This is a genomic window from Streptomyces sp. NPDC017529, assembly GCF_044329785.1.
In the GTDB taxonomy this organism is placed as follows: Bacteria; Actinomycetota; Actinomycetes; order Streptomycetales; family Streptomycetaceae; genus Streptomyces.
On record NZ_JBIRJY010000010.1, the window covers coordinates 58,367 to 84,114 of the forward strand.

The 25,748-nt window shown below is 71.7% G+C and carries 21 protein-coding genes and 1 pseudogene; 15 read left to right on the forward strand and 7 right to left on the reverse strand.

Translation table 11 applies throughout. The features are described from left to right. Nucleotides 1-338: 338 nt before the first annotated feature. The 4 genes from ACH4K4_RS24570 (at nt 339) to ACH4K4_RS24585 (ending at nt 4,900) form a co-directional block, all read left to right on the forward strand. Nucleotides 339-1,280, forward strand: coding sequence for a hypothetical protein (locus ACH4K4_RS24570; protein ID WP_398170081.1), 942 nt, complete (start codon nt 339-341; stop codon nt 1,278-1,280). Continuing rightward, nucleotides 1,277-2,389, forward strand: coding sequence for an NAD(P)/FAD-dependent oxidoreductase (locus ACH4K4_RS24575; protein WP_398170083.1), 1,113 nt, complete (start codon nt 1,277-1,279; stop codon nt 2,387-2,389). Before ACH4K4_RS24570 ends, ACH4K4_RS24575 begins: the two co-directional genes overlap by 4 nt. A 91-nt stretch (nt 2,390-2,480) precedes the next feature. Continuing rightward, nucleotides 2,481-3,539: an AMP-binding protein gene (locus ACH4K4_RS24580; protein WP_398170324.1), complete on the forward strand. Its 1,059-nt coding sequence runs from the start codon at nt 2,481-2,483 to the stop codon at nt 3,537-3,539. Next, nucleotides 3,539-4,900 carry an aldehyde dehydrogenase family protein gene (locus tag ACH4K4_RS24585; protein WP_398170084.1) on the forward strand — a complete coding sequence of 454 codons (1,362 nt, stop codon included), beginning with the start codon at nt 3,539-3,541 and terminating at the stop codon, nt 4,898-4,900. Before ACH4K4_RS24580 ends, ACH4K4_RS24585 begins: the two co-directional genes overlap by 1 nt. Nucleotides 4,901-4,946: 46 nt before the next feature. Here the strand turns inward: ACH4K4_RS24585 and ACH4K4_RS24590 are convergent. The 3 genes and pseudogenes from ACH4K4_RS24590 to ACH4K4_RS24600 form a co-directional block, all read right to left on the reverse strand. Then, a pseudogene (locus ACH4K4_RS24590) lies at nt 4,947-5,591 on the reverse strand (histidine phosphatase family protein); the annotation flags it as partial. Nucleotides 5,592-5,705: 114 nt separating this feature from the next. Next, the gene (locus ACH4K4_RS24595) at nt 5,706-6,587 is read right to left on the reverse strand and encodes an LLM class F420-dependent oxidoreductase (RefSeq protein ID WP_398170086.1); all 882 of its coding nucleotides are present in this window, start codon (nt 6,585-6,587) and stop codon (nt 5,706-5,708) included. Between the two features lie 81 nt (nt 6,588-6,668). Then, complete coding sequence (locus ACH4K4_RS24600) at nt 6,669-6,845, reverse strand: hypothetical protein (RefSeq protein WP_398170087.1); 177 nt, start codon at nt 6,843-6,845, stop codon at nt 6,669-6,671. Nucleotides 6,846-6,960: 115 nt separating this feature from the next. Here ACH4K4_RS24600 and ACH4K4_RS24605 point away from each other — a divergent pair, with 115 nt between their 5' ends. The 4 genes from ACH4K4_RS24605 (at nt 6,961) to ACH4K4_RS24620 (ending at nt 11,819) form a co-directional block, all read left to right on the forward strand. Further along, on the forward strand, nt 6,961-9,048 hold the full coding sequence (locus tag ACH4K4_RS24605) for a SpoIIE family protein phosphatase (protein WP_398170089.1): 2,088 nt from the start codon (nt 6,961-6,963) through the stop codon (nt 9,046-9,048). An 81-nt stretch (nt 9,049-9,129) separates the two neighbouring features. Beyond that, entirely contained in the window at nt 9,130-9,846 is a 717-nt protein-coding gene (locus tag ACH4K4_RS24610) for a class I SAM-dependent methyltransferase (protein ID WP_398170091.1), read from the forward strand. Nucleotides 9,847-10,047: 201 nt separating this feature from the next. Continuing rightward, complete coding sequence (locus tag ACH4K4_RS24615; protein WP_398170093.1) at nt 10,048-10,917, forward strand: hypothetical protein; 870 nt, start codon at nt 10,048-10,050, stop codon at nt 10,915-10,917. Nucleotides 10,918-11,012: 95 nt separating this feature from the next. Next, nucleotides 11,013-11,819 carry a YhjD/YihY/BrkB family envelope integrity protein gene (locus ACH4K4_RS24620; protein ID WP_398170094.1) on the forward strand — a complete coding sequence of 269 codons (807 nt, stop codon included), beginning with the start codon at nt 11,013-11,015 and terminating at the stop codon, nt 11,817-11,819. Here ACH4K4_RS24620 and ACH4K4_RS24625 read toward each other — a convergent pair. Beyond that, complete coding sequence (locus ACH4K4_RS24625; protein ID WP_398170096.1) at nt 11,811-13,214, reverse strand: DUF2252 domain-containing protein; 1,404 nt, start codon at nt 13,212-13,214, stop codon at nt 11,811-11,813. The two genes, ACH4K4_RS24620 and ACH4K4_RS24625, sit on opposite strands and share 9 nt — an antisense overlap. Before the next feature lie 222 nt (nt 13,215-13,436). On the opposite strand from ACH4K4_RS24625, the gene ACH4K4_RS24630 reads away from it, so the two are divergent. Continuing rightward, entirely contained in the window at nt 13,437-14,732 is a 1,296-nt protein-coding gene (locus ACH4K4_RS24630; protein ID WP_398170097.1) for a diacylglycerol/lipid kinase family protein, read from the forward strand. A gap of 12 nt (nt 14,733-14,744) precedes the next feature. On the opposite strand, the gene ACH4K4_RS24635 is transcribed toward ACH4K4_RS24630, so the two are convergent. Further along, nucleotides 14,745-15,200 carry a hypothetical protein gene (locus ACH4K4_RS24635; RefSeq protein ID WP_398170098.1) on the reverse strand — a complete coding sequence of 152 codons (456 nt, stop codon included), beginning with the start codon at nt 15,198-15,200 and terminating at the stop codon, nt 14,745-14,747. A gap of 174 nt (nt 15,201-15,374) precedes the next feature. Here ACH4K4_RS24635 and ACH4K4_RS24640 point away from each other — a divergent pair, with 174 nt between their 5' ends. From ACH4K4_RS24640 to ACH4K4_RS24650, 3 genes are all read left to right on the forward strand, one after another. Continuing rightward, a complete protein-coding gene (locus ACH4K4_RS24640) occupies nt 15,375-15,668 on the forward strand; it encodes a hypothetical protein (protein WP_398170099.1) in 294 nt (97 codons plus the stop codon). Nucleotides 15,669-15,738: 70 nt separating this feature from the next. Next, nucleotides 15,739-16,212, forward strand: coding sequence for a response regulator transcription factor (locus tag ACH4K4_RS24645; RefSeq protein WP_398170101.1), 474 nt, complete (start codon nt 15,739-15,741; stop codon nt 16,210-16,212). Between the two features lie 111 nt (nt 16,213-16,323). Then, on the forward strand, nt 16,324-16,797 hold the full coding sequence (locus ACH4K4_RS24650; RefSeq protein ID WP_398170102.1) for a carboxymuconolactone decarboxylase family protein: 474 nt from the start codon (nt 16,324-16,326) through the stop codon (nt 16,795-16,797). A 50-nt stretch (nt 16,798-16,847) separates the two neighbouring features. Here ACH4K4_RS24650 and ACH4K4_RS24655 read toward each other — a convergent pair whose 3' ends face one another. Both ACH4K4_RS24655 and ACH4K4_RS24660 read right to left on the reverse strand, forming a co-directional pair. Then, entirely contained in the window at nt 16,848-19,130 is a 2,283-nt protein-coding gene (locus ACH4K4_RS24655) for a LuxR C-terminal-related transcriptional regulator (protein WP_398170103.1), read from the reverse strand. Between the two features lie 123 nt (nt 19,131-19,253). Then, on the reverse strand, nt 19,254-19,739 hold the full coding sequence (locus ACH4K4_RS24660) for a DUF1269 domain-containing protein (RefSeq protein ID WP_398170104.1): 486 nt from the start codon (nt 19,737-19,739) through the stop codon (nt 19,254-19,256). A gap of 360 nt (nt 19,740-20,099) precedes the next feature. Here ACH4K4_RS24660 and ACH4K4_RS24665 point away from each other — a divergent pair, with 360 nt between their 5' ends. From ACH4K4_RS24665 to ACH4K4_RS24675, 3 genes are read left to right on the forward strand one after another with little or no spacing between them, the layout of a single operon-like run. After that, the gene (locus ACH4K4_RS24665) at nt 20,100-21,524 is read left to right on the forward strand and encodes a hypothetical protein (RefSeq protein WP_398170106.1); all 1,425 of its coding nucleotides are present in this window, start codon (nt 20,100-20,102) and stop codon (nt 21,522-21,524) included. 33 nt (nt 21,525-21,557) lie between these two features. Next, entirely contained in the window at nt 21,558-24,239 is a 2,682-nt protein-coding gene (locus ACH4K4_RS24670) for an MGH1-like glycoside hydrolase domain-containing protein (protein WP_398170107.1), read from the forward strand. Beyond that, nucleotides 24,236-25,720 (forward strand): alpha-amylase family glycosyl hydrolase, encoded by a 1,485-nt coding sequence (locus tag ACH4K4_RS24675; protein WP_398170108.1) that lies wholly within the window; start codon nt 24,236-24,238, stop codon nt 25,718-25,720. The genes ACH4K4_RS24670 and ACH4K4_RS24675 overlap by 4 nt, the downstream gene beginning before the upstream one ends. Nucleotides 25,721-25,748 lie beyond the last annotated feature (28 nt).

The following is a 25,748-nucleotide window of genomic DNA, read 5'->3' on the forward strand; positions in this document are numbered from 1 at the left end:
TAACGCCGGGCGCTCGTGCTGCGGCCTTCCTCGCCAAGGGCGACCTCTCTGAACTGCTCGGATACCACTTCGGGATCGATACCGAGACCGCCTGCCGCTATGCCGGCCAGGCCATTGGTGTCCTCGCCGCGCTGACCCCGGTCTGGCCCCGGCCTGGCCGGCGCCCTCGCACGCCTGCGAGCCCCCGCAGAGCGAGATCTGCTCACCGAACCCTGATAGTCATCGCCGGCGACCCGGCGTCGTGGCTTTCCAATTGCCGTCAGCCGAGGTGAAGAGCAGCGGCAACATCTCACTGGATTAAGGGGAAAACCTTGACTGAAACGTCTTCCGGTCGGAGCGTGGAGATCGTTTGGCCCGATCTGGGTATCACCGTGACCGCGGAACTCGACGGTCGCAACGCCGAACTTGCCGACGCGCTGTGGGAGGCGTTGCCCTACCAGAGCCTGCAGGGACACGCGCTGGTGGCAGGCCAGCATCTGTATCACGCGGCGCCGATCCCGTCGCTGCTGCATCTGTCCGCGTCCACTCGGATCGCAGACCGACGCGAGGCACCCGACGGAACCGTATTCTGCTCCGCGCTACAGCACGTGGGCATAAAGTACGGCACGTTGACCGAACCCATGCCGGCATCCCCGGTGGGCCGGATCCGTCAGGAGGACATGCCCGCACTCCTGGAGGCCGGGCAGGCGATCTGGGAGTCGGTCTATTCGACGAAGAAGCCGATCCTGGTGGAGGTCCGCAAGGCGGGAAGCGAAGGCGGCCACCGTATCCCGCAGTTGACCGCCGCGGATCCGGAAGCGAACCGTCTCATCCACGACGTGTACACTGCGACCGAGCGGGCTTGGCTGTCCGCGCCGCAGGAACTCGCCGACCTCCACGAGGGGGTGATCCCTTCCGGGGCGGGAAGTTTCGAGACGGTGCTGCCCACTCTGTTGTTCGTCAACGGTGAGACCCGCCCGCTGGGGTATGCCACTTACGGTGGTCTGGTCCGGGCCGCGGTCCAGGACATGCCGATGGATTCCTTGCGCCACATGACGCGCCTGCTGGTCGGTATTCCGGCCGAGTTCCTGGGTTACTGCGGCCTGGAGCAGCTGTGGAGTTTCACCCAGCGCTTCCTGGCCTGCCTCGACCGGCTCGATCGCGACGACTTCCTGAGTGTGACGAGCCAACTGGCCCTCTACGTCAACTGCCTGGGCGGCTGGAATCTGCATCTGTACCCGTGGGACGCCGGGGACCACCTGCGCCAACTGCGCCCCAGCGACATGGTCGGCCAGTCGTGAGCCAACTGCCCGGACGCACGGACGTCGTCGTCATCGGCGGGGGCGTCATCGGCAATTCGATAGCGTGCCAGCTCGCCGAGGCGGGCGTCGGTACCGTCCTGCTGGAGCGTGGCGCGCTCGGATCGGGATCGTCCGGGACCACCGCGGGCGTTGTCCGTACCTATTTTCCCGGCAACGCTCTCATCAGCAGCCTTGCCGTCCGGAGCCTGGCGGCTTACCACGCCTTCGCCGAACGGACCGGAACCGACCTCGGCTTGAAGCGTATCGGCCTGCTCGTGCTGTTCACCGACGAACAGCAGGTGCAGGACTTCCGGCACACCCAAGCTGCCCAGCAGGCAGCCGGCGTGGACGTCGAACTCGTGACCGCCGCTGAAGCGGCGCGGCTCAACCCGCTGGTCGATGAGCGGACCATCCTGGCGGCAGCCTGGTCACCCGAGGCCTACGCCTGCGATCCCCCCGCGATCGTGCGCGGCTATGCCACAGCCGGCCGGCAGGCCGGCGCCATCCTGCGTACGGAAACGCCCGTCACCGGCATCGATCCGGATGGGCGGGTCCACACGCCCGCGGGCAGCATCCGCGCCGACACCGTCGTCTGCGCGGCAGGCCCCTGGGCGGGAACGGTCGCGGCCATGGCCGACGTGCGTCTGCCCGTGACCACATACCCCGTCGAAATGCTCCTGGCCGACACCCCCGACAGCGCCCCGAGCACCGCTCTGCCGATGACCATGCACCCGTCCAGCTTGCGGATTCGAAGCTGGGGAGACCGCATTCTCGTCGGAATGGGCCGCCCCGCTCCGGACGAAACCCGGCAGGCCTGGCTGCAACGGGTGTCACACCACCTCGGCACCACCTTCCCGGCCCTCGCCGGCAACGGCCTCGAACACGGGTGGAGCGGAGACCTCGATGTCAGTCCGGACGGAATGGCTTTCATCGGCCGCGATCACTCCCGTCCGTTCCTCTACGCGGCCGGATTCTCCGGGCAGGGACTGTGCCAAGCACCTGCCGCCGGAGAGATCATCCGAGACCTCGTGCTCGACAAGGAACCCTGGATCGACACGGCCGGCCTCTCCACCGCCCGCTGCCCCGGTGGTTCGGCCGAGACCGGGTAGCGCCGGCGGTGAGGTGGGCGCGGCCCGCGTCGCGGCCGTGCGCGCGGCGCCGCTTCAACGCATTCGTTCCATTCTTTCGGAAGGAAAATCCATGGTCGAGCGCACTGGCGGAGAGTTCGTTCGGGAGATGATGCGGTGGCACTTCAGCCCGGAGACCGGGTCACCGTTCTGGCTGAAACGGGCCGGGAGCCTCGGCTTCGACCCGCTGACCGATGTCCGGGATTTCGACGACCTCGGCTTGTTCCCCAATGTGGTGGACGAACTGCGCGATGTCGGCGTCCGCGAGCTGATCCCCCGTGGCTACGGTGACGAGCACCAGGCGTCCGTCTACGAAAGCGGCGGCACCACAGGGCAGCCCAAGCGAGTGACATACGCAGCGGAATGGCATCGGAGCAGCGTCGAATGGTTCAGCGCGCGTCTGGACGCTCACGGCGTGCCCCGAAACGTCGACTGGCTCAGTGCGGTTCCCACCGGGCCGCACAATGTCGGAGCGATGGCGGTCGACACCGCGATGTCTCGAGGCGGGCTGAACTTCAGCATCGATCTGGACCCGCGATGGGTGAAGAAGCTGCTCGCGGACGGCCGGACGGACGTGGCCGACGCCTACACCGATCACCTCATCGAACAGGTCGGTCACATCCTGACCAGCCAGGACGTGGGAGTCCTCTTCGCCACCCCGCCGATGCTGGAGCGTCTCGCGCAGCATGACGACCTGGTCGAGCTGGTGAACCGGAAGGTACGCGCGATCATCTGGGGCGGTACGCATCTGGACGCCGACACCCGGGACCTGCTGCGCGACGAGGTGTTCGCAAACGCCAAGTTCGTCGGCGGGTACGGCGGCACGATGATGCTGGGGACATCGGTGGAGCGTCCCGGCCTCGGTGACGACGAGCCGTGCGTGTTCGACCCCTTCGCTCCGTACACCACTTTCCGGGTGATCGACCCCGACACCGGCCAGGTGGTTCCGTACGGCGAGCGCGGGCAGATAGTGGTGCATCACATGAGCCGAACCGCCTTGCTGGTCAACAACATCGAGCGGGACTACGCGACCCGGATCGCACCGGTGGACGGCGGCTTCGGCGATTCGGTGGCAGACGTCGCACCCGTGGCGTCCTTCGGCGATACGAAGGTGATCGAGGGCGTGTACTGATGTTGTCCCTGGACGTGCTCGGCCCCGGCGGCCCCTATCGGTCCCGACGCCAGGAGAGCATTGGAGATATTGATGGAAACCCGGTCGCGACACTGAGTCTCGCCCCCTCGCTCTATGTCACCCGCGCGATAAAGGCCCTGCGCCGAGCGCCGGCGCTACCCGTCGACACACGGGTCGCGGCGTTCGCGGAGGCGGGCCGGGCTTTCGCCACGCAGACGATCGCGGGGCTGACGCCGGAGGAATATCAGCACACCGTCAGCGCGACCACCGGAATACCGATCACGGTGGTGCGCAATGCCACCGAAGAAATCGCGCGGGCTGCCGAGCAGATCCACCGCACCGTGGAGAACGCGCGGCCGGCCGCTGCGGTCGGCTCGTGGCGCGATCCGCGGACCCGGGGCGGTGCGGCGGTGTGGACCCGGCGCGGTGAGGTGTTCGCCGTCCACGCGGCGGGCAATCACCCCGCGGTGCACCAGGGGTGGTTCGATGCCCTCGCGCTCGGCTATCGCGTTGCCGTGCGTCCCTCCCGGCGTGAGCCGTTCACCCCGCATCGGCTGGTCACCGCCCTGCGCGAGGCCGGTTTCGGCGACGAGGGAATCGCGTTGCTGCCCACCGACCACAACGTGGCCGACGACATCCTGCGGTACGCCGACTTCGGAATGGTGTACGGCGGTGCGGATGTCGTGGGCAAATACGCGGGCGACGGACGCATTCTGCCGCAGGGCCCCGGGCGCTCCAAGATACTCATCACTGCCGAAACCGATTGGGAGCCGGTCGTCGACACCATAGTGGAGTCGATCAGCAGTGGCGGGGGCGTCGGTTGCGTCAACGCCACCGGCGTACTGGTCGAGGGCGACCCTTCCCCCGTGGCCGCGGCGATCGCCGAACGCCTCGCCGCGCTGCCCAGCCTGCCCGCGACGGACGAACGCGCGGTCCTGCCCGTGATGCCCGTCGGCCCGGCCCGCCGGTGGGAGAAGTATCTGCGGCAGCGGGCAGCGGGTACCGAGGCATGGCTCGGCGGTGACGGTATCGTCGGTGAACTCGGCGATGGCTCCGCGGTGCTCCGGCCGGCGGTGCACCAGCTGGACAGCCCGTTCGCCGAACAGCTCGGAATGGAATTGGGCTTCCCCTGCGCGTGGGTCGCGCCGTGGGACCGTGACGCCGGAATCCGGCCGCTGCGCGACACCCTCGTCCTCACCGCCGTCACCACCGACGAGAACCTGATCGACGCATTGGTGGCCGAGCCGACCATCGCCAATGTCTACGTCGGCGACCATCCGACCCCGTGGATGGAGCACGGACTGCCGCACGACGGCTACCTCGCCGAATTCCTCATGCGTACGAAGACGATCCGGCGCTGACCGACGAGGGCGCTGTGCCGGGCGGCGCCCTCGTCGGCTGTCGAGGTCAGCGGTGGACCGCCAGGTGCGACATGTCGTTCAGCAGCCGCACCGACGCATTCCCTTCCCCGTAATAGGACACGGTCGACAGCGAGGCCGCCGACAGCTCCATGCGGAACAGCGACTCGGGCGGCGCGCCCAGCGCCAGCCGAATCAGCGTCCGCAACACCCCGACATGCGAAACGACCAATACCGTCTGTCCCTTGTGCCGGGCCAGGAGCCGGTCCCGCGAGAGTGCGGCCCGGCGCGCAACCGAGGCGAAGGTCTCCCCGGTCTCGCCCGGAACCGCCGTCGGAGAGCCGCGCCACGCCGCCAGCTCGTCCGGGTAGCGCTCGCCGACCTCGGCGAACGTCAGTCCCTCCCAGACACCGAAATCCGCCTCGGTGAGCCCTTCGTCGACGTGGACTTCCAGGCCCAGCCGTCGTGCCACTGTCTCGGCCGTCTGCCGGGCTCGGCGCAGCGGTGAGGACACCACCGCCTGCACCGCGCCGTGCGCCGCCAGCGTCCTCGCGGCGGCCGCCGCCTGCCGGCGCCCGGTCTCCGACAATGCCGGATCGGAGCCACCGCTGCCGGACAACCGCTTCTCCGGTGTCAATGCCGTCTCGCCGTGGCGTAGCAGGAAAAGGGTCGTGGGGGCGCCCTGCCCGGCGGGCGCGAGGTTCACGCCGGCCGTTTCACGACTGGATTCGGATCCGATGAGAATCGGGCCACCCCTTTCAATCGAAGCCCCCGTCGTCGTCGGCGGCATTGTGGCGAAGTGTGTATTTCAGCGAAGTGCGGCGATGACCGGCGCGAAGTTCTCCATGTTGTATTCCATGACCGTGAAGTAGGTGAAGCCGTAGCGTTCGCGGCGTTCCTTGAGTTGCTGTGCCATCTCCGCCGGAGTGCCGATCAGCACACTGGGCAGCTCCTCGGGGCTGTGCTCGGCGTCGGGCGGCAGCGGCTCGAACCTGTCAGGTACCGTGGCGCGTTCGGCGGGCGGAACCACCTGCTGCACCAGGAGATTCAGCTCCACGGCGTCGGCGCGGTCGCCGAGGAGGCCGCGCACGTAGGCGACCCGTTCTTCCGTCTGCGCGACTCCGGCCAGGTGGAGTTCGTCTCCGGTGGGGCTGGCCCAGCCTCCGGGAAAGGCGATGATGTCGGCGTGCGCGGCGGCCAGCCGCAGCAGCCGGTCGCCCCAGCCCGCAATCAGCAGGGGTGGCCCGGACGGTTGGGCCGGACGCGGCTGATATTGCGTGTCCGCGAACAGGCGACGCAACGTGGTGACAGTCCGTTCCAGCTGTTCGACGCGCCTTCCGCCGCTGGGGAACGGTATCTCCGCGGCGTCGAACTCGGCCTTCACGTAGCCCGCGCCGAGCCCTAGTTCCAGGCGCCCGTCGACGAATTGGTCGGTGCTCGCCACGTCACGCGCGAGGAGGACGGGGTTGTAGAACGGTGTGTTCAACACGAACGTGCTCAGCCGCACCCGTTCGGTCATTTCGGCCGCGAGCACCATTGCCGGAAACGGTGCGGAGAACTCCAGATGATCGGCCACTCCGACTACATCGAAACCGAGTTCCTCGGCCCTGCGGCACTTCGCGCTCCACTCACGTCGCGAACCGGGAACGAACATGTTGACACCGAAGCGGAAGGGACGCTGTAAAGGCATTACGCTTGTATACCATACGCCGAATCCCCCGTCATTCCGTCGAGTTGGGTGACTTCATCTCCAGCGGTTATCCATTGCAGTTCACTCGGCTACGCCTGCGGTGCGGCTGAGTGTGATACCGAGGAGGAAGTCGTTCCACACGGCGGTGAACTGGAACAGGAAGGCGGCGCCGAGCGCGGGGCGCATCAGCGGTACGCGGATGCGCCAGAAGATCCGCCGGTAGGACGCGCGCTCCGGAACCTGTTGGCGTGGACACACGCGGGAGGAGCGTTGCCACGACTGCGCGGGGTGTCAATGGGCACGGTTACCGTGGGGCCGCGGTGGGGCGGGAGCGCGTCGGCCACTGTCCACGAGGGTGAGGGGTTCCGCGTATATGGGCAGCGAGGTGACACCGGGCGGTGACGCCGCGGCCTGCGGCCGGCTGCCGTTGGGCGTGGTCGTCGCCGACGGCGACGGGCTGGTGTCGCACTGGAGCAGCGGGGCCGGAAGGCTGCTCGGCGTGGACCGGCAAGCGGCCCTCGGGAGCCCGCTGTTGGTACGGCTGCCCGTCTTCGCTCCCCAGGACGACGACACGGACCGCGAAACCGGCGCCCGCGGGCTGCCCGACGCGCCCCCCAAGGCGGCCGCGCTTCCCGAACTGGACTCCTGGCTGGCGGTCAAGAGCGCGGCCTACCCGAGGGCCGGGCGCGCCGTCCTCGCCCGTCCGCATGGCACGCCGGTCGGTCTGCTGTGGTGGGCCTACCCCCTGCTCGGCCCGGGGCCCGACCGGCTCCTGGTACTGATCGCCGACGCCGCCGTCGCGGCAGCGGGCGCCGGCGCGGCCGGGGACCGGACCGAGATCGGGTGCGGGTTCGCCCGGCACACCACACTGCCCGGTGGCCGGGCGCTGGCACGACGGTTGCCGGACATCCTGCCCCGCATGGGCCCGGCCCGCGGCGCCCGCGTCGTCGCGCAGGTGCTGGAGTGGGGGTATCCGGTACTGGAGGTCAGCCGCCGCGAACACGTTCCGATCACGGCGGACTGGGGCGTACCGAAGTACGCACAGCGCCGGGCCCGAAGGGGCGGGCCGCGCGGCGCTGCGGCACCGGGCCATGGGCCCGACCTGGAGCAGGCGGCCGTACGCGAGCGCCTGGAGTTCCTCGACGAGGTGTCGGGCAGGATCGGTTCCTCGCTCGACCTGGAAGTCACCATCCGCGAGGTGACCAGCGCGGCCGTCCCCCGGTTCGCCGACTTCGCCGGCACCCACCTGCGCGCCCAGGTGCTCGCAGGGGACACCTTTCCCGACGGGCCGCCCGACGTCACCACCGTCTGGCACCGGGTGTGGGTCGAACACGACGACGAGCCGGGCCGCTGGGACGACACCGTCCCGGTCGGCGAGGCCCTCGCCTTTCCCGAACACACCCCGTTCTTCCAGTGCATGGTCACCGGCGAGCCGGTGCTGATCCCGTACATCGACGACGAACTCGGCGACCGGATATCCGGCCAGTTCGAGAAGCGGGACCTGCGCCCCCTGATCAACGGCCGGTCCATCCTCATCGTGCCCCTCAAGGCACGCCACGTGGTGCTCGGCTTCATGGTGCTGCTGCGGCGCAACGGCCGCGGGCAGTTCACCGCCATGGACCGCAGCACCGGAGCGGAACTCGCCGCGCGCGCCGGGCTCGTCCTGGACAACGCCCGCATGTACACGTACCAGGAGAACATCGCCGAGACCCTCCAGGGCCGGTTGCTGCCGCGCGTCGATCCCCATCCGCCCGGCTGCGACATCGCCACCCGCTACCTGCCGGGCACACGGCTGGGCCGGGTGGGCGGCGACTGGTTCGACACCATCGGCCTGCCCGGCTCCCGGCTGGCGCTGGTCGTGGGCGACGTCATGGGGCACGGCCTGCACTCGGCGGTCAAGATGGGCCAGTTCCGTACGGCGGTGCAGACCCTCGCCGTCCTGGACCTGCCGCCCGCCCAGGTGCTGCGCCACCTCGACGACCTCGCGCGACGGCTGGGCGACCGCTACCTGGCCACCTGCCTGTACGCCGTCTACGACCCGTCCGCCGCCCGGCTGCACCTCGCCAACGCCGGTCACATACCGCCGGTCCTGGTACGGGCGGCGGACGGCGGCAGCGAGCTGCTGGACCTGCCGACCGGGGTGCCGATCGGCGTCGGCGGGGTGCCGTTCGAAACGGTCACCCGCGACGTGGCCCCCGGCGACCGCCTGGTGATGTGCACCGACGGCCTGGTGGAGGTGCGCGGCCAGGACATCGGCGACGGGCTGGCCGCCCTGTGCGAGAGCGCCGCCCACCCTGCCGCCTCCATGGACGACGCCTGTGACACGATCATCCGCGCGCTCAACCCGGCGGGAGGGCGCAAGGACGACGTCGCCCTGCTAATGGCCCGGCTCAACGGCATCGGCCCGGCGCCCACCGGAGCATCGCCCGGGACCTGCGGGCGGGGCCCTAACCCAGAGTGAACGTTTGAGCGCGCCGCTTGTCGTACCGGTACGCCGGAGACAATCAAGACCAAGAACGTATCGCCGGACCCGGGAGGGCGTATGAACGTGTCGGAGCGGTACCGCGAGTCGTGGGAGAGCTACTGGCGCGACACGCCGGACGCGCCGGGCGCCGCCATCTTCGACTGCGCCCCCGAACTGGCCGCCGCCCGGCATCTGCCGCTGCTGGCCCCCTTCGCCGACGCGACGCTGCCCGTCGTCGACCTGGGCTGCGGCACCGGCACCCAGACCCGCTACCTGGCCCGGCACTTCCCCCGCGCCCTCGGCGTGGACCTCTCCGAGGCCGCCGTCGCCCACGCCCGGCGGGCCGACACGGGCCACCTGGCCGAGTTCGAGCAGCTGAACGCCGTCGACCACGCCGCCGTCCGGCGCCTGCACGAGCGGCTCGGCGACACCAACGTCTACCTGCGCGCGGTGATCCACCAGAGCGAGCCGGACGCCCGCCCCGCGGTCGCCGCGGCGGTCGCGACCCTGATCGGCTCCCGCGGGCGCGCCTTCGTCGTCGAACCGCTGGCCCGGGCCAAGCAGGTCCTGGCGCACGCGGCGCAGGGCGCGGACGGCCCGCCCCCGAAGCTGGCCAGCGTCTTCGCCCACGGCCTGACCCCGGCCGAGGCAGCCGACGACGCCGTCCCCGGGTTCTTCCGCGACCTGGGCCTGCCGGTACTGGCTAGCGGCGAGACCGACCTGGTGATGACGGAACACCGCGCGGACGGCGTACGGATCGACCTGCCGGCCCAGTGGCTGGTCCTCGGACGCTGACCCCTCCCGCACGCCCGGCCGGGGCGGCGCCCGTACGTGCGCCGGTCGGGCGTAAGTGCGGCTCGTTGGCGTGGAGTTGACGGTGCGAGGGGCGGTTTTCGGTCGGGTGGCGGATGGCTGCTCCCCGGGTGCATCAACGCTTTCCCCACGCGGGCAGGCTCCCCGCCGACACAGTCCGGACCGTGCTGTACGGGGGTGCTGGTGGCACGCAACAACGACCTCACGGCGGCTTTGCGCGATACCCGCGAAGCGCTCGGCAACGAGATCACCGAGCTGGGCCGGCGCCTGGACGACTCGCGGCGCGAAGTGCTGGACCACCTCACCACGGAAGTGGAGAGCCTGCGCGCTGACAGCCGCGAGACCCGCAGCCGTACCAGCCGCAGCGCGGCCGTCACCGAGGAGTCGCGGGAGACGCTGTCGGCGCTGCGGCAGGAGGTCTCCGAAGTCCGGCAGTCACTCGCCGCCCTGCAGGACTCGCTGGACGCGCTCGCCCGGCACCCGGTTTTCCACACCGAGCCCCCTGCCCTCCAGGAGCCGCCGCCGTTCCCCCCGCTCCAGAGCCTCGGTGACGAAGAGGACCTGACCGGACACGAGGACGACGACGAAGTCACCCCCGACGACCTCTTCGACGACGACAGCGGGACCGGCGGCACCGGAACCCAGCACGAGACGACGGAAGACGTCGACCACGGCGTGCTGCTGCTGAAAGCGGCCCGGACCGGCACGGTCGCCCTGGTCTGCCACCGCGAGTCCTGGGAGTTCGTGGCCGGGTGCGCCGCGGACAACGAACACTTCCGCGCCACGGCCGAAGTCTCGGACGAGGGCGGCGGCAAGGTCCGTGCCGTCCTGTCCGGCCGCTCCCTCATCGGTACGCTCATCGCCTTGCGCCAGACCCGCGACACCAGGCACCTGGACGGCACCTGGGCGATGGCCGGCGCCTTCTACTCCCGTATCGCCGAGGGCCTGCGCACCACGGTCAGGGGCGGAAACCGGCCCCTGACCGTCGTCTTCGACGACGGCGTGAACGACACGGAACCGGGCACCGGCCCCGCGGAGGAGGACGGGGCCTGAGACCGGCCGCCCCTCACCCCCGGCGGGCGACACGCGGCGCGTGGGCGGCTGCGAGGCTGGCCGGGCCGGATTCCCCGCCGTGAGAGGGCAGCGCCATGGCGATCACCGGGCACGCCCGTCCGCTGGCGGGGCAGATCGTCCGGCAACTGGTGCACGTCAACGTCCTGGACCTCGCGACCCGGCTGGCGGCGCAGGCGTTCCTGACCGCGTTACCGATGCTCATCGCCGTGTCGTCCGTCTGCCCGCGTGCCGTGCGGCAGGAGCTGCTGAGGTCGCTGCGCTCCCTGGCCGGTTCCGAAAGCCCCGTCCTGGCGCAGGTGCGGGAGGTCTACGGCAACAACGGTCAGACGCTGAGCAGTTGGGGAGCGGTCGGCGTGCTGGTCGCCCTGCTGTCCGCCACCGCCTTCACCCGGGTCCTCCAGCGCGTGTGCGAACTCTCCTGGCACCTGCCGCACTCGGGCGTGCGGATCGTGGCGTGGCGCTGGGCGCTGTGGCTCGTGGTCTGGATCGCGGCGCTCCTGTACCAGGGGCTGCTCCACCGGGCGTTCGGCGCGGGACCGGCCCTGGGCGTGCCCCTCCAACTGCTGGGCGCCGTCGTGATGTGGTGGTGGACCCAGCACCTGCTGCTCGCCGGGCGGGTCTCCTGGATGTCGTTGCTGCCGGGAGCGCTGCTGACCGGCACGGGCGTGGTGGCGTTCTCGCTGTTCTCCGGACTCTGGCTGCCACGCGTGCTGACCCGGAGCGTCGAGCGGTACGGGCCGCTCGGCTCCGTCTTCACGCTGCTGTCCTGGCTGATCCTCTTCTGCGCCACCGTCGTGCTCGGCATCGCCGTCGGCCAGGTGCTCGCCCATACCGGGGCCGTGCGGAGGCGGTTGCGGCTGCCGGACGGACCGTCACGCTGACGCCGCCGTCACCCGGCCCTCGCGGGCCGCCTCGGCCAACGCCCGGTGGTCGCGCTCGTTCTGGTCGGCGTAGCTCTCGGCGAAGCGCGCCAGCGCGCGGTCGAAGGCGTCGGAGCGGCCCAAGTAGGCGGCGATGGCGATACGGTCGCCCGACCGGGCGTGGGCGCGGGCCAGCGTCGCGCCGCACAGCCGGCCGAACCGGAGCATGAGGTCGGGCGACATCGTGTCGGCCAAGGGTACGGCCTTCCAGTCGCGCAACTGGCGCAGGTAGAAGTCGCGCTGCCGCCCGTCCAGCCCCTCGGCCCGCTCCCAGCCCAGGAACATGTCGCCGGCCGCCTGCATCAGCCGCTGCCCCGTGACGACCCGTTCCCCTTGGTTCATCCGGAGGCTCGGGTCCTCGGGCGGCGCGAGCACCGACTCCTGCGCCTCCTTGGCCTGGAGGAAGAGGGGGTCCGCGTCGTCCCGGCCGAGCAGCAGCAGGATCCAGCAGCGGGTCCCCACACTGCCGACACCTACCACTTTGCGGGCCATGTCGACCACGCGGTACTGCGCGAGGAGCGCCTGCCGGTCGGCCTGCAGGGTCCGTGCGTAGCGGTCGACCAGCTCCCGCAACTGCTCCTCCAGACGCTCGCGTTCGACGCCGGGGAGGAGATCGCCGAGCGGTACGACGAGGGGTGGGTCGGGCGTGATCCGCAGCTCGCCCTTCACGGAGTGGGCGAGCCGTTCCAGGGACTGGAGGTGATCGCGGGTGCGGGCCTTGGCGAGGGTGCGGGAGATACGCCGCCGGGTCCGCTTGTCCAACTCGCCGCGCAGCACCCCGTACAGCTCGTCCGCGTCGATCCGCGCGTACCACACGTCGAGGTTGCGCATCCCGGCGAAGCCGTCCATCGTCTCGCGGTACGAGCGGACCGTCTCCCGGACCACGCGTGCCCGCTGCGGACCGCTGAAGCCGTTGGCGCGCCCGGCGACGACGAGGCTGGCCGACAGCCGCTTGACGTCCCACTCCCAGGGGCCGGGCAGCGTCTCGTCGAAGTCGTTGACGTCGAACATCAGGTGCCGCTCCGGGGAGGCGAGCAGCCGGAAGTTCAACAGGTGCGCGTCCCCGCACAGCTGGGCCTTGAGCCCGGTGGACGGCATTCCGGCCAGGTCGCCCGCCATGATGGCGGCGGCCCCGCGGAAGAAGCGGAAGGGCGATTCGAGCATCCGCCCGTAGCGGATCGGCACCAGCTCGGGGAGCCTGCTCGCCGACTGCCGCTCGACCACGTCGACCGGGTCGGGCCGGCCCGCCACGGGGGTGAACTCCGCGTGGCGGGAGCGTGGCACGAGCCTGCGGGCCGCCCGGCCGCGAGCGGCCCGCTCCTGGGGCGTGAGGTGTGTGTGCTCGGCGTCGGACATGACGGCTCCCCTCTGGAGGGTGCGACTTTCGGCCCGTGCGGTCGGTTCGCCATCACCCCGGCGGTGTGAGGCGGCCGGGGCAGGGACAGCGGCGCGGCGGTGGCCGCGTGCTGATGCGGGTGCGTGGCCGCCCGGCCCGGTGCGCCCGGCCGGTACGGGTCGCCTTGCCCGGGTGATGCCGGTACGGGCGGGCCGGGACACGGTGGCGGAATGGAACCGACCATGCGAAGGCAGCGGTGGCTGGCGCGCGCGTCCCTGGCGGCAGCCGCCGCGGCGGTGCTGGTGCTGGGCGTGTTCGCGGGGGTGCGGACCATCGCCCTGGCGGGAGTCGGACTCGCCGGTCTGGCGGTCACCGCCGCCGCGGTCTGGTGGACCCTGAGCCGGCGGGGCGTCTTGAGAGTCCTCGCCTTCCTCCTGGCCCTGGCCGCGCCGGCGTGGGTCCTTCTGGAGTTCACCGGCGCCCGTCTGGCGTGGGTCGCCGCCGTGTCCGTGGGGTTGTGGCTGGTCGCCGCCGGAGCGGGCCGGGCCGCACTCGTGCTCCACGACCGGCCGGACCCGATGCCCGAGCGGCCGGCACCGCGGGCCCGCCACCCCGTCCTGATCATGAATCCGCGGTCGGGCGGCGGCAAGGTGGACCGGTTCGGGCTGCGCGAGAAGGCCGCGGCGCTGGGCGCGGAGGTGCTGCTCCTGGCAGGGCCGGGGGAGACCGACGTGTCCGAGCTGGCCCGTAAGGCCGCGGCCGGGGGCGCCGACCTGCTCGGCGTCGCGGGCGGGGACGGCACGCAGGCCCTGGTCGCCGACGTCGCCGCCGCTCTCGGCCTGCCCTTCCTCGTGATTCCGGCCGGTACGCGCAACCACTTCGCCCTGGACCTGGGGCTGGACCGCGACGACCCGTCGAAGGCCCTGGACGCCCTGCACGACGGCGTGGAACTCCGCGTCGACCTCGGCCGGGCCGCCGGCCGGCCCTTCGTCAACAACGTGTCGTTCGGCGCCTACGCCGAGGTGGTGCAGAGCCCGTCATACCGTGACGGCAAGACCCGGACGACCCTGGAACTGCTGCCCGACCTGCTCCTGGGCCACCAGGGCGGGCGGCTCACCGCGCGGGCCGGTGAGCGTACGTTCTCCGGCCCGCAGGCGCTGCTGGTGAGCAACAACCCGTACGGCCTGGGAGACATCGCCGGTCTGGGGCGCCGGGCGCGCCTGGACGGCGGCGTGCTGGGCTGCGTCGGCATCGAGGTCGGCAGCGCCGCGCACGCCGCCGGCCTGGTGCGGGGGCGGCGGGCCGCCGGCCTGACGCGGGTGACGGCGACGCACGTCGTCGTGGACGCCGACCAGGAGCGGATCGCGGTCGGCGTCGACGGAGAGGCGCTGCGGCTGCGCGTACCGGTGCACTGCGAGGTGCGGCCGCTGGCCCTGCGGGTGCTCGTGCCCCGGCGGCGGCCGGGCGTGCGCCCGGCCCGGCCGCCGCTGGACTGGCGCCTCCTCGTCAGGCTGGGGCTGCTGCCGGCTCGGAACTGAGGCCGTCCGGGCCTACAGCGGTGCGTTGTAGACCTTGTGGGCCTCCTGGTGGCCGTAGGTGGCCAGGGACCAGATCACCAGGACGTCGAGCGCGATGATGATCACCGACCACACGGGGTAGTACGGAGTGAAGAAGAAGTTCTCCAGCGCACTGACCGTGGCGACGCCGATGCCGACCGCCCGCGCCCAGGCGCGGCCGTTGAAGAGGTGGAAAGCGGCCGCGACGACGACGATGCCGGACAGCAGTTGGAGCCACCCCCACCCGCTGACGCCGAAGTCGTAGGCGTAGTCCTGCTGCGACCGGTAGAAGTTGTGGTCGATGATCGCGGCGAGTCCCGCGATCGCGTGGTAGGCCCCGATGATGCCCAGCATGCACACGGCGAACACGACACCGCCGATCGCGACCGGGCGGATGTGTGGCTCCGGTGCACCCTGCTGGCTCTGTCCTGCCGAAGTTCGCTCAGTCATGCCTGGACCTCCTCCTCGGTGGGCCGGAGCATCCCCCGCGCGGCCCCGCGCCCGGTTCACCCGCGGAGGATGAGAGCGGGCCCGGGCGCACCGTCACCCGCGCGAGGTGAGGCCGCCCGGCTCCGTCCGGCGAGAATGGCGGGGAGGCCAGGCCGCCGCAGCGGAGGTGACGCCATGGGCGCACAGGCGGGCGCGGGGCCCGAGCGAGCGGGAACGCCGTCCGGCGGCGGCGATTTCGAGATCCGGGTCCGGGGCAGGGCCGGTGCCGCCCTGGCATCGGCTTTCGGCGAGCTGACGGTACGGCCGCGCCCGGCCGAGACGGTCCTGTACGGAGCCGGTCTCGACCAGGCCGCGCTGTACGGCATCCTGGACCGCATCCAGGCGCTGGGGCTGGAGTTGCTGGAGGTCAGACGGCTGCCGGGGAAGGCCGGAGCCGGCGGGCAGAACGCCTGTGCGGAAGGGCCGTAACGGCCCTTCCGGTACCGGGCCGCCGCCCGCGACGCTGGGCGTGTACCGCTTCCCGCCAGGAGGTGAGGACATGCCTGCCGCGCTCCGTACCCAGCCAATGAGCCGGGCCCCGGCCGGCCCGGGGGAGTCCGGGCGGGTGTCCGACCTGCGCGGGCGGCTACGGGAACTGGGCCGTGAGGCCGGGACCGCGGACACGGCCGTGACGACCTGCCTCGTGTGGGTCGCCGGCCTCCTCGTGGAGATCGCGGCGGAGCTGGACGACCCGCGGACCACCGCAGCGCTGGTGGACGAGGCGTCGGCCGTGCTGGCCTCGGCCCCGGGGCGGGGCCGGAGCGCGACGGCGCCGGCCGAACCGCTGACGGAGCGCGAACTGACCGTGCTCCGGCGGCTTCGGGACGAGGTGCCGCTGCGGAGCATCGCCGGCGACCTCTTCGTGTCGTACAACACGGTCAAGAGCCATACCCGCGCGGTGTACCGCAAGCTGGGCGCCCACTCCCGGGCAGAAGCGCTGCACCGGGCCCGGCAGCGGGGGCTCATCCGGTAGCGCTCCCGCGGCGCCGGCCGGAGAGACGTACGTCACTCCCGGTCCTGTCACATCGCGCCCAACCGTTCCGTCATAGGGGTGTAACTATCGACAACGGCAAAGGAGCGCATCATGGAAGCCCGTTTGAAGCTCTTCGGCAACCCGATGGCGGAGAAGTTCCTGAAGCACGCCGCCGCGGCGGGAAAAGTCCTCACGGATTCGACGCTGCCTGCCGCGACCCAGGAGCTGGTGGGGCTCCGCGCGAGCCAGATCAACGGATGCGGCTTCTGCACCGACATGCACACCAAGGAGGCCGTTGCCGCCGGTGAGTCGGCGGTGCGCCTCAACCTGGTCGCGGTGTGGCGGGAGGCCACGGTCTTCACCGAGGCCGAGCGCGCCGCGCTGGAGCTGACGGAGCAGGGCACCCGCATCGCGGACGCGGCCGGCGGGGTCACGGACGAGGCGTGGGCGAACGCCGCCGAGCACTACGACGAGGAGCAGCTCACCGCGCTCGTGTCCGCGATCGCCCTCATCAACGCCTTCAACCGGATGAACGTCATCATCCAGCAGCCCGCGGGCGACTACCAGGTCGGCCAGTTCGGGTGATCGGGGGCGTCGGGGGCGGCGTTGTGCCGCCCCCGACGGGCCGTCGGCCGTCACAGCAGCTCCAGCTCGCGGGCCCGCCGGACCGCCGCCGACCTCCGGGTCACGGCCAGCTTGCGGTAGATGCTCTTCAGGTGCGTCTTGACCGTGTTGACCGACAGATACAGGTCCGTGGCGATCTCCTCGGTCGTCATCATCTGCGCGAGGCGGCCGAGCACCTCCCGTTCCCGCGCGCTGAGCCGCTCGGCCGGGGCCGGGCCCGGGGCCAGGAGAGGCGGATCGGGACGTGTCAGGACGTGTGTGCGCGGGCTGCCGGACGCGTCGAGCACGGCCGCGCACACCGGCTCCAACGTCTGCAGCAGCCCTGTGGGCAGCCGGCAGCCTGCCACGGCGTCACCGACCCGGCCGGTCGGCGGCCCGCTGCGCTCCGCGGCCTTGGCGAGCCCCGCCGCCAGGGAGCAGACTCCCGCGACGAACGGATCGGGCGCGCCGTGCAGTGCGGTACGCGCGTGCCCGAGTTCGCGGCGGGCCTGTGCCGTCTCGCCGCGCGCGAGGCCGATCCAGGCGCGTACCACGTGCAGTGAGGACCGGGCGCGGTCCGCCGGTGTCCACGCCGGCAGGGGCGGCTGGGCGGCGAGCGTGACGAGTTCGTCGGCGGCGCGGAAGCGTCCGCGCAACACCTCCAGCAGCGAGAGTTCGACGAGGCAGTCCCGGCGCAGCACGCCGTTCCCCGCGGCGCACGCGGCCTTGAGGCCGGCGGCGAGGGAGGCGGCCGCGGCGTGGAGCCTGCCGTCGTGCAGTTCGCCGCGTCCGCGGATCGCCAGGGTCAGCGCCTGGACCTCCGGGTGCGCCGCCGTCGCCCGGGACAGCCGCGAGCACAGGGCCTCCGCGTCGGCCGCCGCCGACCGGGCGGCGTCCGGGAACCGGGACCGCTGCCGGACCATGCGGATCACGGCGTGGGTCAGACGGCAGCGGGTGACGCGGTCCTCCTGGTCCGCCGGCAGGTCCTCGACGAGCCGCCCGGCCCGGTCCAGGAAGCAGGCGCAGGCCGTGTCGTCGCCGTGTACCAGTGCCGAGGCCGCGGCGACGAGCGCGGGCTCGGGCTCGTCCGCCTCCGTGACCTCGGCCGGCCGCCGGATCAGTTCGTCCGGCAGGCGGGTCGCGGTCAGCCCCAGGACCTGGCCGATCGCCAGCCGGCCGACGATCAGGCGGCCGGCGCGCGTGGGGTCGCCGGCCGCGTACCAGTGCCGTACCGCGTCGGCGAGCAGCCCGTGGTCGCCCAGCCAGGCGGCCGCCCTGCGGTGGAGCTCGGGGACCAGCCCCGGTGTCTCGTGGCGCAGGCACATCCGCAGCACGTCGGCGAACATCCGGTGGCAGCGGTACCAGTCGTGCCCGGCGGGCTGGAGGAAGGAGTTCTCCCGGACCATCGCCGCGAAGTGGCTCCCCGCCTCCTCGCCCGCGAGTTCGGCGGCCAGTTCGGCGTTGACGTGGTCCAGGACGCTCGTCGTCAGCAGCAGCCGCCGCATTCCCGGCGGCTGTACGTCGAGGACCTCCTCCACGAGATAGCTGACGACCGTCTCGTCGTCGCCGGCGAACTGCGCCACGAACTTCTCCGGACAGGGCTGCTTCTCCATGGACATGGCCGCGAGGCGCAGGCCGGCGGCCCACCCGTCCGCACGCTTCCTGAGGGCGCTCACCACCTGCTTGGGCACCTCGACGCCGTGCTGGCCGAGCAGCGCGGCCGTCTCCCGGTCGTCGAAGGCGAGGTCGGCGGTGCGCAGCTCGGTGAGTTCGCCGGACAGCCGGAAGCGGTGCAGGTGCAGCGGCGGGTCCCGCCGCGCCAGCACTACCAGGCGCAGCGCGGAAGCAGCGTGTTTCAGGAGGCCGATGACACTCTCGGCGGTCGGCGAGCCGGGCTCCGTCTGGAAGTCGTCCAGGACCAGGACCACCGGCTCGCGCCGTGCGGTGAGTGCGGCCGTCAGACCGGCCACGAGCAGCGGGCCGCCGGCCGCCACCGCGGACGGCGGCACGTCGGTGCCGGCCGCGCCCAGCGCGCCGATCACGCGCGACCAGAAGACGCCGGGCTGCTCGTCACGGCCGTCACAGGTCACCCAGGCCACCGGTCCCGGGGCCCGCCCTGTGTGCGCCCACTCCACGGCGAGCGCCGACTTCCCGGCGCCGACCGGGCCGACGACCACCGTCAGCGGCCCCAGGACGCCCCGGGAGATCCGGTCCGTCAGCCGGGGTCTGGGGACCAGCCATCTCGGCAGCACGGGCACCGTGGTCCCGGGCGCGAGCGGGGGGCCGTCGCGGTGCTCCTGCGGACCCGTGGCCATGGGCGGCACCTCGCTCTCGGGGCAGGAGGGTGCGGCTCAGGCAAGTGTCGGACGGGCGCGGTGACACGGGCAGCGTCACGGGCGCCGTTTCACCCGGGTGAAACGACGCCCGTGACGGGGCGCTCAGACCGAGTGCAGCGCCGCGACCAGCTCGTCCTCGCGGTCCTTCGTCAGCGACGTACGGATCACGCGGGGGTCGAAGGGGCGCAGCGCTTCCCGCACCCGGTCCGGGGTGGAGCGGCGTACCAGGGCGAACACCGCGGCCATGCCCGGTTCCAGGGTGCCCGCGATCTCCTTGACGAAGGCGTCGTTGATGCCGACGTCGGTGAGCTTGCCGGAGATCGCGCCGGTGGCCGCGCCCATCGCCGCGCCGAACACCGGCATCAGGAACAGCATCCCGAACAGCGTGCCCCACAGGGCGCCACTGGCCACACCGGTCGCGGTGGGGTTGTACGACTGGCGGACATGGATCTTGCCGTCCATGGTCCGCCAGGCCACCGCCGCGTCGTCCAGGTCGAGCAGTTCCTGACGGGACAAGTCCTTGGCGAGCCGCAGCACCGCCTCCGCCTTCTCCTTGTCCGAGAATCCGAGTACGACGAGATCTGCCATCAGAGCCTCCTGGCGGAACGGCCGGTCGCCCGGCCTGGTGGGGACGGGGCAGCAGCCGGCTCGCCCAGCCGCTGGGCCGCGGCCGCGAGCTCCGCGGCCACGGATGCGAGGGCCTCCTCGGCGAGGAACCCCTCCGCCACGGGCCCCCCGCCCGTGTCGCGGATCGCGTTCTTCAGACGGGTCGCCCGTGCTCTCCGCCTGGTAGTCGAGCGCGAACAACCCCATGGAGCCTCCCTCCGACGGGCCCGGTCACGGGATCGCCCCCATCCAGCCCGAACCCGGCGCCCGCCGCGTCACCCACCACAGGTGAGGGCCGCACGGGCGGGGCCCCGCGACGGTGGGCGGCGGAGGTGTGACGCCATGACCCACGAGGAAACGGCGGACGACGGCACGGCCGCCGGCGGCCCCGCGCCCGTCGGCGAGCTGGAGCGGCTGCGGGCGGAAGTCCGGGAGCTGCGGGCCCGTGCCGGTACGCGAAAGCGCCGGCGGGCGAGACTGCTGGCCTTGCGGCGTTTCGTCGCCGCCTTGGTGATCGCGCTGGTGGCCGTCTTCACGGTCACCTCGGTCGTCGGCGTGTGGGGCGCGCGGACCGCGCTCGACACGGACCGCTGGGTCGCCACCGTGGGCGCCCTGCCGGAGGACCCGGTCGTGGACGCGGCCGTCTCCGCCTACCTCACGGACCAGATCTTCGACCAACTGGACATCGAGCAGCGGCTACAGGACGCGCTGCCGCCGCGCGCGTCGTTCATCGCGCCGCCGGTCACCAAAGCCGTCCGCGACTACGTACGCGACTCGATCGCCAAGCTGCTGAAGACCGAGCAGTTCCAGGACCTGTGGCGCGCCGCCAACCGCTTCGCGCACGCGCGGATCGCAGCGGTGCTGGAGCAGCGCAGCGAGGGCGTGCGCGTACAGGGCGACACGGTCACCCTCAATCTGCTCCCCTTGGTCAACAACGCTCTCAACGCCCTGGAGGACCGCCTCCCCACCCTGTTCGGCAAGCAGCTGGACCTGCCCACCGTCTCGTCGGGCGCGATCCCGCCCAAGCTGCACGACCGGATCGAGAAGGCGCTCGGCGTGTCACTGCCCGCCGACTTCGCACAGATCAGGTTCTACAACCGCAACGAACTCGGGGAGCTGCAACAGGCCGTGCTGCTGGTCAAGCGGAGCCTGGTGGGGCTGTTGATCGCCGTGCCGCTGCTGCTCGGAATCGCCCTGTGGGTCTCACCGAACCGCCGGCGCACCCTGCTCCAGCTGGGCCTGTGGCTCGTGATCGCCGTCACCGCGCTCTCCGGTGCGCTGCGGGCGGTACGGGACCAGCTCCTCGGCCAGGTGCCGTCCGGCGTCTACCGGGACGCGACCCGCAACGCGCTGTGGACGGTCTTCACGACGCTGCGCGAACGCGGCGGCCAACTGCTGTGGCTCGGTGTCGTCCTGGCTCTGCTGACGTATCTGGCGGGCCCCGGCCGGCTGCCCGTCGGTCTGCGCCGTCACACGTCGCGGGGCGCCAGGGCCACTGGCCGGTTCGCCGTGCGCGTCGGCCGGCGGGCACCCAAGGGGAGCGAACTGCGCGCGTGGACACGCGTGCACGCCGACACGCTCCGGGTCGCCGGCGTGGTCGTCGCGGCCCTGGTCGCGTTGCTGCTTTCCTCGTGGGCGAGCCTCCTGGCGATCGCCGTCGCGCTGGCGGCGTACGAGGCCGCCGTCACACTCGCGACGCGCGACGGCTCCTCACCCGGGCCAGGTGAGGCGGGCTCCGGAACGGCTGCCCAGCCTGGAGCCGGGTGAGCCCGCAGCAGACAGACAGGCAGGGAGGCAGGCATGAGCGAGCAGATGAACGCGGAACGCGCCGGTCCGGACGACGATCGGGGGCGGTTGTGGGGCCCCTACCTGAGCGAGCGCCAGTGGGGCACGGTCCGCGAGGACTACAGCGCGGGCGGTGACGCCTGGTCGTACTTCCCCCACGATCACGCCCGCTCCCGGGCCTACCGGTGGGGCGAGGACGGGCTCGGCGGCCTCAGCGACGAGAAGCAGCGCCTGTGCTTCGCCCTCGCGCTGTGGAACGGGCGCGACCCCATCCTCAAGGAACGCGCCTTCGGGCTGACCAACGGCGAGGGCAACCACGGCGAGGACGTGAAGGAGTACTACTTCTACCTCGACAGCACGCCCAGCCACTCCTACATGCGCTACCTGTACAAGTACCCGCAGGCCGAGTTCCCCTACCACGACCTCGTGGCCGTCAACCAGGCCCGCGGCCGCCAGGAGTTCGAGTACGAGCTGCTCGACACCGGCATCTTCGACGACGACCGGTACTTCGACGTCACCGTCGAATACGCCAAAGCCGCGGACGACGACGTCCTGATCCGGATCACCGTCGCCAACCGCGGCCCCGACGAGGCGACCGCGCACGTGCTGCCCACCCTGTGGTTCCGCAACACCTGGTCCTGGCGCGAGGGCGCCGCCAAGCCGCGGCTGGCCGCGGCGGCCGGCCCGCACGGCACGGCGACCGTCCGGGCCGTCCATCCCGAGCTGGGCAGCTACGACCTGCGCTGCTCCGAAGAGGTCCCGCTGCTGTTCACCGAGAACGAGAGCAACAACGAAAGGCTGTTCGGCACGCCCAGCACCTCGCCGTACGTCAAGGACGGCATCGGACGCGCGGTCGTCGACGGGGAGAAAGAGGCCGTCAACCCGGCCGGAGAGGGAACCAAGGCGGCCGCGCACTACACCCTGACCGTCCCCGCCGGCGGCGAGGAGATCCTGCGGCTGCGGCTCGCGCCCACCGGATTGCCCCTGTCGGTGACCGGCGGCTTCGACGCCGTCTTCCAGGAGCGGATCGCCGAAGCGGACGCCTTCTACCGCGAGCTGACCCCGCCGGGGGCCGGTGAGGACGAGGCCCGGGTGCTGCGGCAGGCCCTCGCCGGCATGCTGTGGTCCAAGCAGTACTACGGCTTCGACCTGGAGACCTGGCTGGCCGAACACGGCCTCGACCCGTGGAGCCTGCCACGGCCCGGCATCCGCAACCGCGAGTGGTTCCACATGGTCAGCGACGACATCATCTCCATGCCCGACAAGTGGGAGTACCCCTGGTTCGCCGCGTGGGACCTGGCCTTCCACACCGTGGCCCTGTCGGCCGTGGACAGCCGGTTCGCGAAGCAGCAGCTCGAACTGCTGCTCCAGGACGCCTACCTGCACCCCAACGGCCAGGTCCCCGCATACGAGTGGAACTTCGGGGACGTCAACCCGCCGGTGCACGCCTGGGCCGCGTACTTCGTCCACCTGATGGAAGAGCGCACCACGGGCCGCGCCGACCCCGCGTTCCTGGAGCGCACCTTCCACAAGCTCCTGACGAACTTCACCTGGTGGGTCAACCGCAAGGACCCCGAAGGCCGCAACATCTTCGAGGGCGGCTTCCTGGGCCTGGACAACATCGGCATCTTCGACCGCAGCGCGCCGCTGCCCACCGGAGGCCGGCTCGAACAGGCCGACGGCACGGCCTGGATGGCCCTGTACTGCCAGTCCATGCTGCAGATCGCGCTGGAACTCGTCGAGCACCATCCCTCCTACGAGGAGCTGGTGCTGAAATTCGTCGAGCACTACCTGTGGATCGCCGGCTCCATGGACCGCGTCGGCGACCTCGACGACGGACTGTGGGACGAGGAGGACGGGTTCTACTACGACGTGCTGCGCCTGCCCGACGGACAGGCCGTACGGCTCAAGGTGCGGTCGATGGTGGGCCTGCTGCCGCTGTGCGCCTCGACCGTCTTCCGCCCCCGGCAACTGGAACGGATACCGGGCCTCGGCGAGCGCCTGCGCCGCTTCGCCGACCGCCACCCCTCCCTGTCCGTCACCCTGGCGTCCGCCCAGGCGGGTGAGGCAGGCGGCGCCAGGCTGCTGTCCGTCGTGGACGAGAAGAAGCTGCTGCGGGTCCTGGGCCACCTCCTGTCCGAGGACGAGTTCCTCAGCCCGTACGGCATCAGGTCCCTCTCCCGCCACCACGCCGAGCACCCGTACACCTTCTGGGTGCACGGTGAGGAGTACCGGGTGTCCTACCTGCCCGCCGAATCCGACTCCGGGATGTTCGGCGGCAACTCCAACTGGCGCGGCCCGGTGTGGTTCCCGATGAACGCCCTGGTCATCCGCGCGCTGCTCAACCTGTACGGCTTCTACGGCGACGGGCTGACCGTCGAGTGCCCGACCGGCTCCGGCGTCCGGATGACCCTGTACCAGGTCGCCGAGGAGATCTCCGGCCGGCTCACCCGCCTCTTCCTGCGCGGCGAGGACGGCCGCCGGCCCGTCTACGGCGGGCAGGAGAAGTTCCGCGACGATCCGCACTGGCGCGACCTGATCCTCTTCCACGAGTACTTCCACGGCGACAACGGCGCCGGCATCGGCGCGGCCCACCAGACCGGCTGGACGGGCCTGGTCGCCACCCTGATGAGGATCTTCGGCACGCTCACGCCCGGCGACTTCCTGGCGGAGCCGGGCCGGAAGGAGAGGCCATGACCGAGTTGCCCGCGCAGCCCGTCGTCCACGAGGTCAACACCCGGGTGTGGCTGCGCGAGATCCAGCGCCGCACCGGGCGTCCGGGCGGGCTCGCCGACGTGCCCAAGGACGCGTGGGACGAGATCACCCCGCTCGGGGTCGACGCCGTCTGGCTCATGGGGGTGTGGGAGCGCAGCCCGCAGGGCCGCGGCATCGCCCTGTGGGACCCGTCGCTGCGCGCCGCGTTCTCCCAGGCCGTACCCGGCATCCAGGAGGACGAGATCGCCGGGTCACCGTACTGCATCCGGCGCTACGAGGCAGACGCGGCGCTCGGCGGCGCCGAGGGGCTGGCCGCCGCACGCGCCGAACTCGACGGCCGGGGCATCGGGCTGCTGCTCGACTACGTCCCCAACCACGTCGCCCCCGACAGCCCCTGGGTGTCCGAACACCCCGAGTACTTCGTGCGCGGTACCGCCGACGAGGCACAGCGCGACCCGGTAGCCTTCCTGGACACCGGGACCGCGGTCCTGGCCCGCGGCCGCGACCCCTTCTTCCCGCCGTGGCCGGACGTGGTGCAGCTGAACGCCTTCGAGCCCGCCCTGCGCCGCGCGACCGCGGACGTGCTGACCCGGATCGGGCAGGTCTGCGACGGGGTGCGCTGCGACATGGCGATGCTGCTGATGAACGACATCTTCGCCCGCACCTGGGGGCAGCGCGCCGGGACCCCGCCGCCGGACGACTTCTGGCCCACGGTCATCGGCGACGTACGGCGGCGGCACCCCGGCATGACCTTCGTCGCCGAGGCGTACTGGGACCTGGAATGGGCCCTCCAGCAGCAGGGATTCGACTTCTGCTACGACAAGCGCCTCTACGACCGGGTCCTGGACGAGGGCCCCGAGTCGGTGCGGCAGCACCTGATGGCGGACGAGGCGTATCAACGCAAGCTCGTACGGTTCCTGGAGAACCACGACGAGCCCCGCGCCGCGGAGACGCTGCACCCGGCCAAGGAGCGCGCGGCGGCGGTCCTGATCGCCACGCTGCCCGGTGCGACGCTGTGGCACGAGGGCCAGTTCACGGGGCGCCGTACCCGGCTGCCCGTCTTCCTGGACCGGCGTCCTGACGAGCCGGCGGACGCCGAACTGCGGGCGTTCCACGAAAGGCTGCTGGCCGGTGTGCACCGCAGCGGTATGCGGACCGGGCAGTGGCGGCTGCTGGAGTGCGCGGGCTGGCCCGACAACGACTCCGCCCGCAACGTGCTGACCTGGTGCTGGACGGGGCCCGCCGGACGGTTCCTGACGGCGGTGAACCTCTCGGGGCAGCCGGCCCAGGGACGCGTCCGGCTGCCGTGGCCCGAACTGGGCTCCGGCGGATGGCGGCTGACCGGACTGCTCGACGGCGAGCAGTACACACGCGCCGGGGACGAGCTGACCGGCCCCGGCCTGTTCGTCGGCCTGGACGCCTGGGGAACCCATCTGCTCGCCATCGGCCCGGGAAAGGACTGAACTGACACCGCGACGGCGCTGGGGCCGG